At 43.2% G+C, this 16,548-nt stretch carries 15 protein-coding genes; 6 read left to right on the top strand and 9 right to left on the bottom strand.

The annotated features are described in order from the left end of the window. Positions 1-141 precede the first annotated feature (141 nt). Entirely contained in the window at positions 142-1,038 is an 897-nt protein-coding gene (locus ViNHUV68_RS18855; RefSeq protein WP_038176805.1) for a LysR family transcriptional regulator, read from the top strand. 41 nt (positions 1,039-1,079) lie between these two features. Here ViNHUV68_RS18855 and ViNHUV68_RS18850 read toward each other — a convergent pair whose 3' ends face one another. Beyond that, complete coding sequence (locus tag ViNHUV68_RS18850) at positions 1,080-3,761, bottom strand: GNAT family N-acetyltransferase (protein ID WP_391090672.1); 2,682 nt, start codon at positions 3,759-3,761, stop codon at positions 1,080-1,082. A gap of 218 nt (positions 3,762-3,979) precedes the next feature. Here ViNHUV68_RS18850 and ViNHUV68_RS18845 point away from each other — a divergent pair, with 218 nt between their 5' ends. Both ViNHUV68_RS18845 and ViNHUV68_RS18840 read left to right on the top strand, forming a co-directional pair. Beyond that, on the top strand, positions 3,980-4,552 hold the full coding sequence (locus ViNHUV68_RS18845; RefSeq protein WP_391090670.1) for an SPOR domain-containing protein: 573 nt from the start codon (positions 3,980-3,982) through the stop codon (positions 4,550-4,552). A 151-nt stretch (positions 4,553-4,703) separates the two neighbouring features. Beyond that, entirely contained in the window at positions 4,704-5,696 is a 993-nt protein-coding gene (locus ViNHUV68_RS18840; protein ID WP_391090668.1) for a D-alanine--D-alanine ligase, read from the top strand. On the opposite strand, the gene ViNHUV68_RS18835 is transcribed toward ViNHUV68_RS18840, so the two are convergent. Further along, positions 5,693-6,649, bottom strand: a complete 957-nt coding sequence (locus ViNHUV68_RS18835) for a tyrosine-type recombinase/integrase (protein WP_391090666.1) — start codon at positions 6,647-6,649, stop codon at positions 5,693-5,695. The genes ViNHUV68_RS18840 and ViNHUV68_RS18835 overlap by 4 nt on opposite strands. Positions 6,650-6,748: 99 nt before the next feature. Between ViNHUV68_RS18835 and ViNHUV68_RS18830 the strand changes: the two genes are divergently transcribed. The 3 genes from ViNHUV68_RS18830 (at position 6,749) to ViNHUV68_RS18820 (ending at position 8,216) form a co-directional block, all read left to right on the top strand. Further along, positions 6,749-7,126 carry a DUF3319 domain-containing protein gene (locus ViNHUV68_RS18830; protein WP_038176804.1) on the top strand — a complete coding sequence of 126 codons (378 nt, stop codon included), beginning with the start codon at positions 6,749-6,751 and terminating at the stop codon, positions 7,124-7,126. Positions 7,127-7,135: 9 nt separating this feature from the next. Further along, the gene (yciH, locus tag ViNHUV68_RS18825; protein WP_391090664.1) at positions 7,136-7,447 is read left to right on the top strand and encodes a stress response translation initiation inhibitor YciH; all 312 of its coding nucleotides are present in this window, start codon (positions 7,136-7,138) and stop codon (positions 7,445-7,447) included. 487 nt (positions 7,448-7,934) lie between these two features. Then, positions 7,935-8,216 (top strand): hypothetical protein, encoded by a 282-nt coding sequence (locus ViNHUV68_RS18820; protein ID WP_391090662.1) that lies wholly within the window; start codon positions 7,935-7,937, stop codon positions 8,214-8,216. Positions 8,217-8,845: 629 nt separating this feature from the next. On the opposite strand, the gene ViNHUV68_RS18815 is transcribed toward ViNHUV68_RS18820, so the two are convergent. The 7 genes from ViNHUV68_RS18815 to ViNHUV68_RS18785 all read right to left on the bottom strand — a co-directional run bounded on the left by ViNHUV68_RS18815 (position 8,846) and on the right by ViNHUV68_RS18785 (position 16,395). Continuing rightward, on the bottom strand, positions 8,846-8,992 hold the full coding sequence (locus ViNHUV68_RS18815; protein ID WP_084186035.1) for a YoaH family protein: 147 nt from the start codon (positions 8,990-8,992) through the stop codon (positions 8,846-8,848). Between the two features lie 82 nt (positions 8,993-9,074). After that, positions 9,075-10,283: a conjugal transfer protein TraF gene (locus ViNHUV68_RS18810; RefSeq protein ID WP_391090660.1), complete on the bottom strand. Its 1,209-nt coding sequence runs from the start codon at positions 10,281-10,283 to the stop codon at positions 9,075-9,077. A gap of 59 nt (positions 10,284-10,342) precedes the next feature. After that, a complete protein-coding gene (locus tag ViNHUV68_RS18805) occupies positions 10,343-11,221 on the bottom strand; it encodes a DUF2861 family protein (RefSeq protein WP_391090659.1) in 879 nt (292 codons plus the stop codon). Continuing rightward, entirely contained in the window at positions 11,221-11,880 is a 660-nt protein-coding gene (gene vxrB, locus ViNHUV68_RS18800) for a response regulator transcription factor VxrB (RefSeq protein ID WP_038176550.1), read from the bottom strand. Before vxrB ends, ViNHUV68_RS18805 begins: the two co-directional genes overlap by 1 nt. Further along, positions 11,855-13,294: a sensor histidine kinase VxrA gene (vxrA, locus tag ViNHUV68_RS18795; protein WP_391091870.1), complete on the bottom strand. Its 1,440-nt coding sequence runs from the start codon at positions 13,292-13,294 to the stop codon at positions 11,855-11,857. The genes vxrB and vxrA overlap by 26 nt, the downstream gene beginning before the upstream one ends. A gap of 164 nt (positions 13,295-13,458) precedes the next feature. Further along, complete coding sequence (gene pntB / locus ViNHUV68_RS18790; protein ID WP_038176548.1) at positions 13,459-14,835, bottom strand: Re/Si-specific NAD(P)(+) transhydrogenase subunit beta; 1,377 nt, start codon at positions 14,833-14,835, stop codon at positions 13,459-13,461. Between the two features lie 12 nt (positions 14,836-14,847). Next, positions 14,848-16,395: a Re/Si-specific NAD(P)(+) transhydrogenase subunit alpha gene (locus ViNHUV68_RS18785; RefSeq protein WP_391090656.1), complete on the bottom strand. Its 1,548-nt coding sequence runs from the start codon at positions 16,393-16,395 to the stop codon at positions 14,848-14,850. Positions 16,396-16,548: the final 153 nt, after the last annotated feature.

Below are 16,548 nucleotides of genomic sequence, written 5' to 3'. Positions count from 1 at the left end.
TTGGTTCTCTATCGATTGAATTAGTCATTAATATTAATAAATTCAATGCGATAAGATTTTTTAGTTACATTGATTGATATCCAAACCGTTAAGATCAATGTGATGTTTGTCACAATAATTTCTTGGAATAAGGGGATGAGTTTGCAAAGTCCAATCACTTTGGAAGCTTTACATATTCTTGATGCTATCGATCGCAGAGGCAGTTTTGCGGCAGCGGCAAGTGAGTTAGATAGAGCACCATCATCGTTGAGTTATCAAATTCAAAAGCTCGAACAAGAACTCGATATCATGATTTTTGACCGCTCTGGCCATAAAGCGAGCTTTACCGAAGCTGGACTACTGATTTTGGAGCGAGGGCGCAGTATTTTGGTCGCGACAGAGAAGTTGGTCAACGACGCGAGTGTTTTGGCTAATGGCTGGGAGCTCGATATTACATTAGCCTATGATGGCATCATTCCCGTGCCTAACTTTTTTAACTTAGTCGCTGATTTGAGTAACGTTAGCTCGACTCGGATAAAACTCCAAGAAGAGATATTGGCTGGTTGTTGGGAAGCGCTCAATACGGGTCGCGCCGATCTATTAGTTTGCCCCAAACTTGATACGCTACCGCAAGATGTGAAAGCAGAAGTGATCGGCAGTATGGAGATGATATGGGTCGCGGCCAGTAACCATTATGTACATAAACGCAGCGGTGCTTTTGATGATAAAGCGCGTGAAAAATACCGCATTATTGCCATCGCCGACACCGCCAGAGAGCAGCCTGCTATCAGTGTTAACATAACGCAACGTCAGCCGCGTCTTACCGTGACTAACTTCGCTGCCAAAGTCGATGCGCTCAAGTCTGGCCTAGGCATTGGTACTTTGCCAAAACAATTAGCACAACAGCTGATTGAGTCCGGTGAACTCACCGCCATCACTGAGACTGCGCCGCAACCAATCGATATTATTCTGGCTTGGAAGCGGAATAAAATCGGTGAGGCGAAATCTTGGTGTATTCAATACTTGATGAAAAACTGGAAATCGAGTGCAAAAATATAATCAAAATAAGGGGAGCCATTTTGCTCCCCTTGAGATAAACGCTAGTTGAGTGGCAAAACCATGTCAGCGACACCATCTTCAAACTGAACATCCAACGTAAAGCCTAGCTTTTGCGCCAGCATTAACATACCTCGATTGGTTGGCATCGTCATTCCCGACATTTGTGTTGTTCCCTTGTGTCGACAGTATTGAATGACCTTATTCATTAATACCTTGCCTAATCCATTGCCTTTCAAATCTGAACGAATAAGAATCGCGAATTCTGCGTCGCTATTGTCGTGGTTTATCAGCGCACGTGAGACACCGATAATCGGACTACCAGGTCGAGACTGGCTTACGGCGACAAACGCCATTTCGCGGTCATAGTCAATTTGAGTTAAGTTGGCCAACGCTTCGTGATTAAATTCTCCAACATCCGAAAAAAAGCGTTTATAGAGATCTTCCTTCGATACATTATGAATAAAGTCAGCATGGTGGGGCTCATCTTCAGGAAGTATTGGACGTAACAATACCTGTTCACCATCTCGTAGAGTGATGATTTCTTCGTATTCAACTGGATAGGGGCGAATCGCCAACCTTTGTTGTGCATCGCCTTCGTAGCGTTTTAGCACCAAATCTGCATCGAGGATGGTAAAACTGGCGCCATTTGCCAGTACTGGATGGATATCCAGCTCGTGCACTTGAGGGCAATCAACCACCATTTGTGAGATCCTGACCAACAACTCTGATAGGCCATGAATATCCATCGGTTCAGGTAGCTTTTGTAAGCGTATTTTACCGTTGTTGATCGCTCTGACAATCAGGTAACGGGCGAGCGCCATATTGAGAGGCGGTAAAGCAGAAGCCGCATCAATAGACTCATCCCATTCAGAACCACCTTGGCCAATAAGGATTATCGGGCCAAACGTGTCATCAGTTTTAACCTTGATCCGGATTTCTTCACCGCCGGCAAGCTTGGCCATCCCTTGAACCAACAAGCCGTGGATATGAGCAGAGGGATAGGAGAGCTTGGTTCGATCTAAAATCGCTTGTGCGGCATTTGCAACTTCATGGCTGTTGCGAAGATTAAGCATTACCCCCTGAACATCCGATTTATGGGCAATGTCTGGTGAGCGTAGCTTTACCGCCACCGGATAACCTATTTGTTCTGCAACATGGACAGCTTCACTGGCATCAGAGGCGATCCACGTCGGCAACACATGAAAATTGAAATAGCGTAAAAAGGGACCTATTTGATGAGTATCAAGAGATACTGTATCTTTATCCAGTAATTTTTCTGCTATCCAACTTTTCGCTTCGTTAAGCTCGGCAATATGCACTGGCTCGGCAGTTGTTGGAGTCTCCATCAGTTGTTTCTGGTTTCGGCGATACTCGACCAAGTGCATGAAAGCGACGACAGCACTTTCTGGTGTGCGGTATGTTGGAATACCAGCTTGAGTAAAGATATCGCGTGCAGGTTTAGCCGTGAGTTCGCCTGACCAATTGGTGAGAAAATTGAAGCGCTTGTGACGAGGATGAGCTTTTATGGTCTCGACAATCGAAAGTGCGGTTTGTTGTGAGTGAGCCACTGCTGAGGGACTGTGCATGATAAGGATCGCATCGGCGCAATCAGCATCCATGACGGCATTAAGTGTATTGACGTAGCGATGATGGTCAGCGTCTCCAACCATATCAATCGGATTGTTGTGGCTCCAACTGGGCGGCAAAATATCACTCAATTTATCGAGTGTCTCTTGAGATAAGTTGGCTAATTTACCACCGCGGTCGAGTAGGGTATCGACCGCCATGATCGCAGGCCCACCACCATTAGTAATAATTGCAAGGCGCTCACCGCGCAAGGGTACTGAGTGGGTTAAAGTTTCTACCGCCGCGAAAAGCTCATGAGAGTTATTTACTCGTAGCATCCCTGTTCTACGGATCGCTGAGTCATAAATAATATCAAGGGTATTATCGCCCCCGGTATGTGCTTGCGCAGCGATGCGACCGGCGTGAGTTCGTCCACCTTTTAGCACCAGAATCCGCCGATTACGCGATGCTGCACGCGCGGCAGACATAAATCGACGCGCATCTTTGATGGTATCTACATAGAGCAGTATCGATTCGGTATGAGAATCCGTACTCAATTTATCTAGCAGGTCAGCAAAATCAATATCGAGAGCATTACCGATCGATATAAAAGCAGAAAAACCGATATTCTTGTCATTAGCCCAATCGAGGATCGTCGTACACATCGCGGCCGATTGAGAGATGAACGCGATTTTGCCGCGCTTTGCCGTTACCGGAGAAAAAGAAGCATTGAAGTTGGCCCAAGGTAAAATTAAACCTAAACTATTGGGGCCTAAAATACGTATGCTGCTTTGCCTAGCAATCTTTAAACATGCCGACTGAATACTTTCACCATCATCATTAGCAAAATGCATATCAGCAGAAAGTACAATGACGGTTTTAACCTGCTTATCGGCCAGTTGCTCAAAAATCTTTTGATTGTACTTAGCATGAGTACATAAGATCGCGACATCAGGAATGATAGGGAGGTGTTCAATCGATGAATAGGCAAGCACTCCACAAACTGCATCATAGTTTGGCGTGACTGGCATAATTGCCCCTTCAAAGCCGCCATGCAATAAGTTTTTCATCACAATATTGCCAGCACGCATTGGCTTAGTCGACGCGCCAATCACCGCAACAGAACGTGGTCTTAACAGGTGGTTGAGTTGACTCATACAGTCGCTCCAGTAGGACTTATGGTTAACATCGTAACCAACCTTGGACAAGAATTCTCACCGATTTCGATGTAGTTTTAATCAGATCACTGATGATCCACTTAAGTTTGTGTCTTCTGTCACAGAGTATTGATATATAATTAAAATGTCGGGTTGATTATCCGTCTATCAAACGGCATGATTTACAGTAATTTCTAGTAAAGGCATTTGAAGATTTCATGAAAAGAGTAGCGATTGTTGGCTTATCAGTGGTGCTTTCAGCTTGTGTATCGAGCGACTACGTCACAGACGTTAGTTCAGAAAGTCATCGTGAGGAATACAAAACAGCGAAGGTGGAGCAGCCCGTTGTATCACAACAAGGAACGACTAACGTTATCGTTGAAGACAATGTTCAGCCAAAGGTAGTTCAAATGTCTTCAGAGCAACAACCGATGGCTAAGGTGACACCAAAGAGTAAACCTGCGGTGGCCATCATTCCACCGACAGCAAAACAAAAGGCAATGAACCCTCGCTACGGTTTTACCATTCAAGTGGTAGCAGTGGGTACTCAAACAAAAGTTGACCACTTTGCACGTAAGCTTCCGCGAGATAACCAACCTATTTGGGAAAACTACAAAGTCGTTAACGGCACTAAGTGGTATACCGTGTTATACGGAGATTACGCGACACGCACTAATGCAAAAGCAGCCATCAGTGAGTTACCGTCAGAGTTCCAATCTCTTAAACCTTTCGTCAAGAGTATTGATGACATCAAGAATTCGCAGTATCCAACATTGAATAAACTCAATTAAATCAAGGGGCGTTACGCCCCTTTTTGTTGTCTAATAGTTAGCCACTTGACCAAGGCTATGGGAATATATCAGTCAAAGCCGTGAAACTTATCCCGGTTTCTATTATTATTGACGCAATATTTCTTCTGCTGTATCACGGAAAGATCTCTTAATGACAAATACGACAATCTTGCTTCTTTGCGGTGGCGGCTCTTCTGAGCATGAAGTCTCTCTTATCTCGGCCAACTTCCTACAATCCCAGCTTTCTCTGATTCCTGAATTTACGGTTATACGCATCGAAATGAAACCTGACGGTTGGTACACCGCAGAAGGTGAGCTCGCTTATCTCGACACTAACTCAGGCACAATTAATACTAACCAAGATTCAACGAAACTCGACTTTGTAGTGCCATGTATCCATGGTTTTCCAGGTGAAACAGGCGACATCCAATCGATGCTTGAGCTCTCTGGCATTCCTTACCTTGGCTGCGGACCAGAGGCGAGCACTAATAGCTTTAATAAAATCACCTCAAAGCTTTGGTACGACGCGCTTGGCATCCCGAATACTCCTTATATTTTCCTCTCAGAAAACAATGCTGAAGCTTTAGAGAAAACTAAGCAAGCCTTTGAAAAATGGGGACATATTTTTATTAAAGCGGCACGTCAAGGATCTTCAGTAGGGTGTTACAAGGTCACAAAAATAGAGCAACTACAAAGTGCATTGGATGATGCATTTGGCTACTCAGACCAAGTACTCGTCGAACAGGCAGTGAAACCACGCGAGCTTGAGGTTGCAGCGTATGAATTTGACGGTCAGCTTCATATCAGTAAGCCAGGTGAAGTTATCGCACCGGGAGACACATTTTACAGCTACGAAGAAAAGTACAGCGCAACAAGCCATTCGACAACCAAAATAGAGGCTGAGCACTTAACTGACCAGCAACGTGAAATCATTCAAATCAGTGCTGAAAAAGTCTTTACGCAAATGCGTTTGCGACATTTATCTCGTATCGACTTCTTTCTAACACCTGAAGGTAAAATTTACCTTAACGAAGTCAATACGTTCCCAGGAATGACGCCAATTTCCATGTTCCCCAAAATGTTAGAGAACAATGGCCATAACTTTGCTCATTTTCTTGCCGACTGTGTACGCCGGTCACTTTAATCCCAAGGTTTAAATGTCTTAAACACCATTCGCTCTGCCGCTGCTTGTGTTCTATTTCCAATATATTGATAGGGCATAGCAGCGCTTTGCCATCGACCATAATGTTGAATGTCTTTGACCTTAACACCTTTGTCAGCCATATCTGCAACTGCACCAACGCGCAGTGATTGTCCTGAAAATTGCACATTGAGTTTGAGCTTATCACTCGCGGTGCGCAATATCCGGTAAATAGAGGAATCGTCGAGCGGCATTCGACTTAAGTTACCGTGTTTGTCGATGGCAGTGAATAGGACACCAGAGGACACCCCACGTAGTTGTAACCAATTGTCGAGAAACTGATACGCACTGTCTGACAAGGTGTAACGCTCGTTACCCATTTGGAGGTGTATCGTGTTCTCCTCGACGACAAGCTGATCATAAAACAGTTGTTTAAGCTCAGAACGTTTGAGCATACATTCAAACATCAAGTAGTAGATCGCCAAATTTCGAATATCAACTGGATGGGCCGAATGGTTCAATTTCTGAGTTAGCTTTTCAAGATGGTTGCGAGAAAAAGCGGTGGTTACCGTAGCATCTTGTTTTTTCTCGATTCGTAACTGAGCTAGTAAAGTTCGCACTACCGTACTTGAGGTAGGATCCGGGTAGGCCAATAACTTATGAACCAACGAAAGGGTGACACCGTAACGCTTAAGAGTGGCATATTTACGCTGCTTTGCTTCCCGTTGCAAAAAAAGCCTGATGGCCGTTGTTGATGCAGGTAAAGGGCACACACCTTTAGATGAACAGAAGTCGACAAACAAGTTCCAGTCTTTTCTCATCGCTAACAACGAATTATGAGAATACTGGCTATCGGTTAATAAATTTATATCTTCAAGAGAAATCAGCCGCTTAAATCTCTCTGTAAATTGAATACGATTCTCTTTAGATGTGATGACGCGAACACTTTTTCTCATTATCATGCACTATAACCAAAAAATATATCATAAATATACTTGATAATGAGCAATTTACAATTACTATTAAACTAACTTATAACAACGATAATAATGCTTATGGCCGCTGCAACGTATCGAGGGTTTACCCTAAAAACTGCTGGGAATTCAACTGAAATCTGGCAAGTACAAATAAAGAATCATTTATTGTCTGGTAACATGGCGGCAGTAAAGAAAAGTATTGATTGGTTTTGCGATACTGCCTCTATTATCGATCCGAAAGAGTTCAACTCATTAGCCAACACTCAAAAATCTGAAGGTCAGCCGACACAAGAAAACTTTCATGGTTATTCGATTAAGAACGATAGCGGTGAGCCTAACGCTTGGTACTGTTTTTTTAATGGTCGACTAATCAAAGGTGGAAAACTTGCCATTCAGAAGCATATAGAGGCATACTTGGTTGCAAAGCAGAAAGCTCAACAGCAACAGAAAAAGTAAGTAATTTATATGACTCTTGTATATAGCACTGATGTAGGCCGCATCAAACCTGAAGAAAGCAAACCTCAACGCGAAAAAGGCGACGGTATCGTCCGTATCCAACGTCAAACCAAAGGCCGTAAAGGTAAAGGGGTCTGCATAGTCTCTGGGTTAGATATTGAAGACGCTGCACTAAAACTTTTAGCCGCAGAACTTAAAAAAGTGTGCGGCTGTGGTGGTTCGATCAAAGATGGCGCAATCGAAATTCAGGGTGATGCTCGCGACAAAATCAAAGCCTTGCTAGAAAAGAAAGGTTATACCGTCAAATTAGCCGGCGGTTAATCTAATCAAGAGTTTGTAATCTTCGATTATCAAACTGTTTATTAGGTATTTTATGGTAAATGCACTTATGTTTAATCACTATGTTTATAGCCACTAGATAAAGTGTCAGAAGTGTTAGTCGTAATAGAGCTCGTTTGAGCTCTATACTTGCAATTCTTCATTTACCATAATATACATAATGCGCACTTAGGTGTTGAATGAAATGGTGTTCTGAACACGGTTACATCCAGGGTTTCTCGTGCTATATCCATCGCTGATTCGATCGTTTTGTATGGGTCTTGAACTAGGATGCAATTATTGTTAATTGTTGCTGCTGATTATTAATCAATGAATCTAAGTGTTTGTTGCCAATCATTAGGCATACCCTTATTCACCACGTAAATAAAATGTTGTCTCGATCGAATTGTTTTATACGAAATGGCCGAATAGCTTTATCGTTATGAAAATTTGGTTATGCTGCTGATACTAGCATATAAAGGAGTCAGTTTTGTCTAACGAGCAAATTAACCTCTATAGCGTTACGGATTGGCAAAGTTATTATTTAGTGGAAGCTGCGTCACCACGGGATGCTCTTGAGCGCGTATACGGTAGTAAGCACTATACGCTTATCGATAATGCGACATTAACTGAAGAAACAGTCGTTCATATGATGTGCTGTGAATACCGCTGGTATGCCGAAACCATTCTCGAATCTTTAAATCATGATATTGATCGTGTTTTGTGGTTAGATGCCAACCCTGATACTTTACGTTATCAGATTTCATTTTAGGTGACATTGTAACATTAAGCGGTTTATCACTTTATACTAACCTCTGTACTAAGTCTTCAAAAGTAAATCTGCGTTAAACTCTATTTCGTCTCAATTGATTAACTCTAGCCAGTTCAAGCTGATTATTTGTTGGCTCTATAACGTGACAAACTGGCAGTAAATAACCCACTTCAAAACTGCCAAATTTCCCCCACACAGCCGTGTAAGCATGACTCCACTTAAATATGAACAAATGCGTTGTTTCTTTGACAATTGCATTACACAAGTGACCCACATTCGTTACCGCATCACCATGCAGAGTAATCATCTGGGATGTAGTGAGCGCTTGCTATCGGAAGTTACCATTATGTAATTAAATTACATAACAAGCGCTCAAGACGAACTGAGCAGAATAAAATATTGCGATAAGTTACTGTATTTGAATGGGTTTGTTTTCATTGCAACCTAGTTGTTGAGACTTTCAAAACTCTTACATAATTTGCATCTGTTAGTGTCACGTTTGTTTTTACGCCCTACTCACCTATTGCGTTTTCACTTTGTCATAGATCTATTTAGTTATAGTGCGCTATATGGCGACAGGTATAAAAAAAGAGCACCGCAGCGCTCTTCTAGTCGAGAATTAGTCTTTACTATTGTTTAGCGGCTTGCGCTCTAATTTTTTCCGCAACGACTTTAATCGCTTGAGCGGTACTCATCCCTTCTGCCATTAACTTTTGGATTTCTTCAACGGCTTTTTGTTGTTCTTGGTGAGAGAGTTGCGGTAAATCGTCAAACATAAAAAAGGCTCCTAAACATTTAGCAGCCGACTATAGTACGAATCTTAGCTAATGACTAGCCTTACTAACCTAACTGCACAGATTAATAACTGGTTAGGAAGTTGATATAAGCACCCATAGAATTTTCATTGGTATAACTTGCACCGATATCAAGTTGAAAAAGGTTTAACGGAGAAAGACCGATACCCGCAGTTATCGTATCGTCGAGATCATCATAGGCTAAGTTTCGGTTCCAACCCGCACGCAATTTGAGCTGGCGCAAAATGTCGATCTCGCCACCGACTCTTACCATTTGAGTATTGTCATTGAAATTGGTGTACCGCTCCTCTTCGTTCAGATCGTAGTCGACACTTAACGAAGCGTAATCACCAATTAACCCCACACCCACGGTATAAAGGGGGCGCATTTGATAATCATAACTAACAGGTGAAAATATACGGCTTTGACTGGCATCAATTTGCGAAGTAACCGTAGAGCCAGGAAGTGACTGAGTCGTAATATCACGTGAAACGATATTCATAGCTGCAATACCAACACGCAGTGGCCCATAAAACCAAAGGAAACCCGCGTCAATGTTGAACATAGTTTCACCAGTACCGTTGTCGCGTACATCTTTTATGTCGTAATTATTTATATTGGCTTGATATACATAAGTATAAATACGCTGCAATTTTGGGGTAATACCAAACGCAATATGCTGACCAAGGAAAGTTTGGTATTTGGCTAGCGATAAGCCAACTTCGGTGACACCAACCCCAACTGCTTTTACACCACTAAGCTCAGCATTAATTGCAGGGTTGAGTGCGGCGTCTATAGAGCTATTTGCTCCAGAATAAACGTCGGTCTGTGCGAAAGATTCGGCATAAGCCTTACCAACTAGATTTGCAGCGATGAAACGGTTAGGAATTGCAAATGCAATCACGCCACCAAATTCTAGCTTGGCGATATCACCGTCAAGTGCGGCTAATGTCGTTTCTAATTCTGAAATATTAGAGTAATCACCAGCGATAGCACTATCAATCAATCCTGCCGCCTTATCAAGATCATCAACCATCATATGCTCATCACTATATGAAAGACCAAGGCTTGGTGTGATCATCCCGACATCATCGTTGCGACGATAAATAGCGGTAATGGCAGGGTTATAAAATGGGGCGGTTAAGAAGTTTGCCGATACTACACCAACACCACCCATGGCATCACCACGTGCTTCGATAGCGTAGTTAGCTGCAGACGCTGATGTGGTCGCTAGCGCAATAGACAGTGTTAATAGTTTAATTTTATTTTCCATATCGATATAAACTTTTAGGTTCCATGGGCTTATATCGACCTATTGTCTATTATCTTTAGTTATTCCTCCACTGAAACATCATACGTTTTACTAATTATTTGCGACTGCTCAACGATGATCGGCCCCTGCCAACGTTGGCTGTTGATTGACACCGCTAGGACATAACGACCAGGATCGATGGTGATTTTATCGATTGATGTAGGATAGTCGGATTCATATCGCTCATTCGCCACTTGAATGTAATTGCCATCGACATAATCATAGATAGAAACATCCAGTTTAGGTAGCGGACAGTGCGGATTGAGTAACGCGTTACGTTCAACGCGCCATTCCGCTTTCGCGTTCCATCGAACGACTGTTGACGAAAAGGGTTCACCTAGCACTAGCCAAGAACTCCAAGAAGTTTGATCGGCCGCGGTAATGTCAATGCGATAAAGCCCCATATCAACACGACTATTTAGGTTATATCGCTTGGAGTATATTTGTAAATCATCGTCGTTGGGTGAAATTGCGACGGTAAACGTGTTGTCCGTTGAAAGCTCTTTTGACACCCATTTAGTTAAACTGATGTCTGTAATCTCTTTACTTGAAGCCGCTTCGACTATCGCTCGATAAGCGTCTCGGCCTGGACTTTGAATATCGGTACGCCGAACCACGACCGTATTTAACCACTGTGGTAATGGTTTATTGGCAAAACCTTTACCGCAATCGACTTCAAGGGATTGAACAAAAAGATCATTGAGGTGTGGTGTAATAGTCTGGTTATCTTCAAGCTGCCACACCTCTACCAACGATCCAAACATAGCGGGTAAATCATTGTTCAAAAGGTGCTTGTGCGCTTGAGTCAGCGGCGAGTTGGTATCAAACCACGGCACTTGCTCTGCGTTGATTGGCGCGCTAATCACTAGCGCACCTATTAATAAATAAGGCTTAATCATTACGCCTTCATTTTATAGCCAACGCCACGAAGTGTTTCGATCTCAAGACCGGGCAGCTTTTGGCGAAGTTGTAATACGTGGGTATCAACCGTACGAGTAGTTGGGAAGTGATTGTAGCCCCAGACGTGATCAAGTAACTCATCACGAGTAAATACTCGACCCAAATTACTCGCTAAAAACAACAGCAGATCAAATTCGGTACGCGTTAATGTCACCGATTCATCGTTATAGAACACTTCACGAGTAGACTTGTCGATAACCAAATGCTCGGTAACCACGCGCGAATCATCACTTTGTTCCCCTTCAGGCGCACGAAGTTGAGCGCGAATTCGAGCAAATAGTTCAGCTTCTGCAAACGGTTTAGTTAAGTAATCATTGGCACCAGCGTCAAGTCCGGTAACTTTATCCTTTACTGTCACTAGAGCGGTTAATAGTACAACAGGGACGTCTTTGATTTTTTTCCAATCGACTAAGTGCTGTACTGAATCGCCATCTGGTAATTGACGATCGAGAATGACCAAATCGGCCTTATCCCAATATTGCGCAACATCAGCGATCTTTTCGGCATGGAAACATTCGTATCCCGCTTGTTCAAGGCTGACTAGCAACCCATCCGCTAAGTTTTTATCGTCTTCAACGAGAAGCAGTGTCTGTTTCACAAGGTATCTCCAAAATAAACGTTGTCGGTGGACCAACTAAGGACATTTTACCACCCATCCTACTGACCATCGACTCGACAATTGTTAAGCCAAGTCCTAGGCCGCTTTTACTTACAAACGGTTTGCGAACTTGACGCCAATCTTTGGCCGTCAGTTCACCTTGGTCCATCACTTTAACCGTAATTTTTTGTTTTTCCGTTGTTACATCGACAACAATTGGCGCCACGCCATATTTAACGGCGTTTCTAATTAAGTTGTCAATGCATGTCCCTAGCCAATAAACATTAAGTTTAGCAGCACTATCTTTATTAATGACAAACTTAACATTGTCATCAAACTCTTGTTCCATCTTATATTCAAGCCACTCTGCTACCGATGGAACCCAAGCGGTCGCAAGTGGTTTATTATCCGATTGCAAATAATCTTTACTTGCTTCAGCGAGTTGGCGTAAGCGTCTGGAATCTTCACATAAACGTCGAAATTCATCATATACCGACTCTGGCAGTTTTTCGAACTCACGGCGAAAACCTTCAACCGTTAACGACAAACTGGCAATTGGTGTTCTCAATTCATGGGTGAGAATTTGCAGCACCAACATCCGACTTTTCATCTCTTGTCGTTTGGTATTCCAACGATATGCTGACCAGCCAATCACCAATAATATGTTAGCGATGACTAGGACTACCATCGAAATGCGCAAGATATCGGATTGATCTTCTACATCCCAGCATAAATTGCCACGCTGAATAAAACAGGCATTCGACTCACTTTTGAGCGTAAACATCAACCCTGCTGCTTTTAAATTATCCCGCCATTGAGCGTCAGGATAGAGCAAGTAATTGTCGTTTTTTCTCAGCCATAGTTCACCGCTTTCGATGAACATGCTTGACCCTGAGATTAAAGCAATGACCGAGTCTTCACTCATTCTCTGCAACCGACCCAATAAGGTGTTATTCGGTGCTAAAGATCGCTCTTTTATATGCATATATTGCTGTAAATCATCGAGCTTTTCTGGGTGAAGTTGTACATAACGGCTTGCGTAAGTCCCCCCGCCAGGATGAATCAGTGCACTACGTGCAAACCATTTATCACTTAACTTACTGCCTTTGCACATCGCGCGAGTGAATACCAATGGTTCAGTGATCAGCGGACTTAAAGGCAACTTACCAGTACAATTTTGCGCAAGCTTGTACAATCGCTGGATATCTTTTAACGGATAAGAAGACGTCTGCGGCAACATAGATTCAGGCGTAAGAAGACGAGTGGGATAATCTGACTGTAAACTACGGATGTCGTAAGAGACCGTCGCGTCTACTTGATCAAAAAGATCCACAAACTTATCAATACGTTCCGGCAATGATTGAGCTAAGACACTGGTGCTAAAAAGTGCGAAGCCAAATACCCATGCTATTATCGTTTTCTTAGTCAAATGCAAAAATTCATTAAATCAGTAAGTTATGATTTAGAGTAAAGCATTATTGCAAAAATATAAAATCGAATGTGATATCAATGTCAGAAATGTAACAGATGAAATGAAAGAAGCCAGCAAGATGCTGGCTTCTTATAGGTTATTTGATGTTACAAAGCACGTGAGATCGCATCTACGCTCTCTTTTGCATCACCGAACAACATCTGTGTATTCTCTTTAAAGAATAATGGGTTTTGTACACCAGCGTAGCCAGTATTCATTGAACGCTTGAACACCACTACGTTTTTCGCATTCCAAACTTCCAGTACTGGCATGCCTGCGATAGGGCTATTTGGATCTTCGAGCGCTGCTGGATTAACAGTATCGTTCGCACCAATAACTAGCACAGTATCTGTGTTAGGAAAATCATCGTTGATCTCATCCATCTCGAGTACGATATCGTAAGGTACTTTAGCTTCAGCGAGCAAAACATTCATATGACCGGGTAAGCGACCCGCAACAGGGTGAATACCAAAGCGAACTTCAATACCCTGAGAGCGTAGTTTTTCGGTAATTTCATGCACTGGATATTGCGCTTGAGCTACGGCCATACCATATCCTGGTGTGATGATGACAGACGTCGAGTTCTTAAGCATTTCAGCGACATCCTCAGCGGATGTTTCACGGTGTTCACCCTGCTCTTGATCCGATGAGATCACCACTTCTTGACCAAAGCCACCAGCAATCACACTGATAAATGAGCGGTTCATCGCCTTACACATAATGTAAGAAAGGATCGCACCTGATGAACCTACCAACGCCCCTGTCACAATCAACAAGTCGTTTGCAAGCATGAAACCTGCTGCCGCTGCTGCCCAACCTGAATAGGAGTTCAACATTGAAACGACCACTGGCATATCTGCACCGCCAATCGATGCCACCAAGTGATAACCGAATGCAAAAGCAATGAGAGTCATCACGATCAACGCAAATACACTGCCATCCGCGTTAACAAACTGCAGCATCAACAACGTTGAAACAACGATCGCTGCCAAGTTAAGTTTGTGTTTATGAGGAAGATTCATTGGTGAAGACGAAATAATGCCGCGCAATTTACCAAAAGCCACTATCGACCCTGTAAATGTAACCGCACCAATGAAAACGCCAAGGAAAACTTCAACAAGGTGAATAACGTGTTCAGCGTGTGTTGCTGCAACGGGTGCATCAAGATAGCTGTTGTAGCCCACTAACACCGCAGCCATACCGACGAAACTATGCAAAATTGCCACTAACTCTGGCATTTCTGTCATTTCAACTTTTTTGGCGTAGTGGATACCAATACCACCACCAATCACCATCGCAATAATGATCCAAGTAAACCCTTGCGAATCCGGGCCGAAGATCGTTGCGATCAATGCGATAGCCATACCTGCGATGCCGTAGTAGTTACCCGACCGAGCAGACTCTTGCTTAGACAAACCCGCTAAGCTCATAATAAAGAATAAAGCAGCAACAATATAAGCTGCCTGTACTAATCCTGCAGACATTCCCTGTTACTCCTAGTTTTTACGGAACATTTCAAGCATACGCTTGGTGACGGTGAAACCACCGAAAATATTAATGCTGGCAATTAGCACGGCAATAAACGACAAAAATGAAACAACGCCATTACCTTGACCAATTTGCAGCAATGCACCCACCACGATAATGCCAGAAATCGCATTGGTCACTGACATTAAAGGAGTATGCAATGCATGAGTGACGTTCCATACAACGTAGTAACCAACCACACAAGCAAGCACGAATACGGTGAAATGTGATAAGAATGCCGCTGGCGCAACTGAGGCAATCCAAGCAAAGGCGCCCACCGCTGCGACAAGACCTGCCACTTTTTTAATTGGAGACGTTGGTTGTTCTACTTTCGGCTCTGGTTTAACTTTCGCTGCCGGTTTTTGCTCTGGTTGAGCTGAAACTTTAATCGGTGGCGCAGGCCAAGTCACTTCACCTTCTTTGATAACCGTAACGCCGCGCAAAACGACATCTTCAAAGTCGATGTTGATGTTACCGTCTTTCTCTTTAGCTAATAACTTAAGTAGGTTAACAATGTTGGTCGCATACAGTTGAGATGATTGAGTCGGCAGACGACCAACCATATCCGTGTAACCAACAACCTTGACGCCGTTCTTTGTGGTGATCACTTTATCAGCAACCGTGTATTCACAGTTACCACCGTTGGCTGCAGCCAAATCAACAATCACACTGCCCGCTTTCATGTTGTCAACCATCTCTTTGGTGATCAACGTTGGCGCGGGACGGCCTGGAATCAATGCCGTGGTAATAATGATATCAACATCTTTTGTTTGCTCAGCATAAAGCTGAGCAGCCTTTTTATTGAAATCATCTGACATCTCTTTGGCATAACCATCGCCTGAACCCGACTCTTCTTTAAAATCGACCTCTAAGAACTCAGCTCCCATTGACTGAACTTGTTCTTTAACTTCAGGACGAACGTCAAATGCGCGAACAATCGCACCTAAACTGCCCGCAGCGCCGATAGCCGCAAGGCCAGCAACACCCGCACCTGCAACCAAAACTTTGGCTGGCGGTACTTTACCTGCTGCAGTAATTTGCCCTGTGAAGAAACGACCGAATTCATGAGCCGCCTCTACCACCGCACGGTAACCTGCAATGTTTGCCATTGAAGACAACGCATCTAGCGCTTGAGCACGAGAAATACGCGGCACGGCGTCCATTGCCATTACGTTGATGTTCTTAGTTGATAGCTTTTCCATCAACTCAGGATTTTGTGCAGGCCAAATAAAGCTGATTAAGCTAGCACCATCTTTAAGTAACGCAATCTCATCATGTTGTTCATTTGAGAGTGGTGCGTTGACCTTCAGAATAATATCCGAATTCCAAACTTCTTCCGTAGAGACAATCTTCGCTCCAGCATCAGTAAACGCAGAGTCGTCAAAACTTGCTAATTCACCTGCTCCGCTTTCGACATTAACCTCGAAACCTAATTTTAATAACTGCTCAACCGACTTTGGCGATGCAGCCACTCGCGTTTCACCCGCAAGTATTTCTTTTGGCACACCAATTTGCATTAGCTATTCCTTGACTATTCGCAACAATGATTGTTCTGTTTTTATCCAACGTATTCCGATACTTCAAGTAATTTGTAACAAAAACACAAAATATCATTACTTATAACCATTGGTAATCGATTATTGTGCTTCTGAACTCACTACCTAACAACA

Source organism: Vibrio sp. NH-UV-68 (genome assembly GCF_042940635.1).
Taxonomy (GTDB): domain Bacteria; phylum Pseudomonadota; class Gammaproteobacteria; order Enterobacterales; family Vibrionaceae; genus Vibrio; species Vibrio pacinii.
This window is presented reverse-complemented; position numbering and strand designations above follow the sequence as displayed.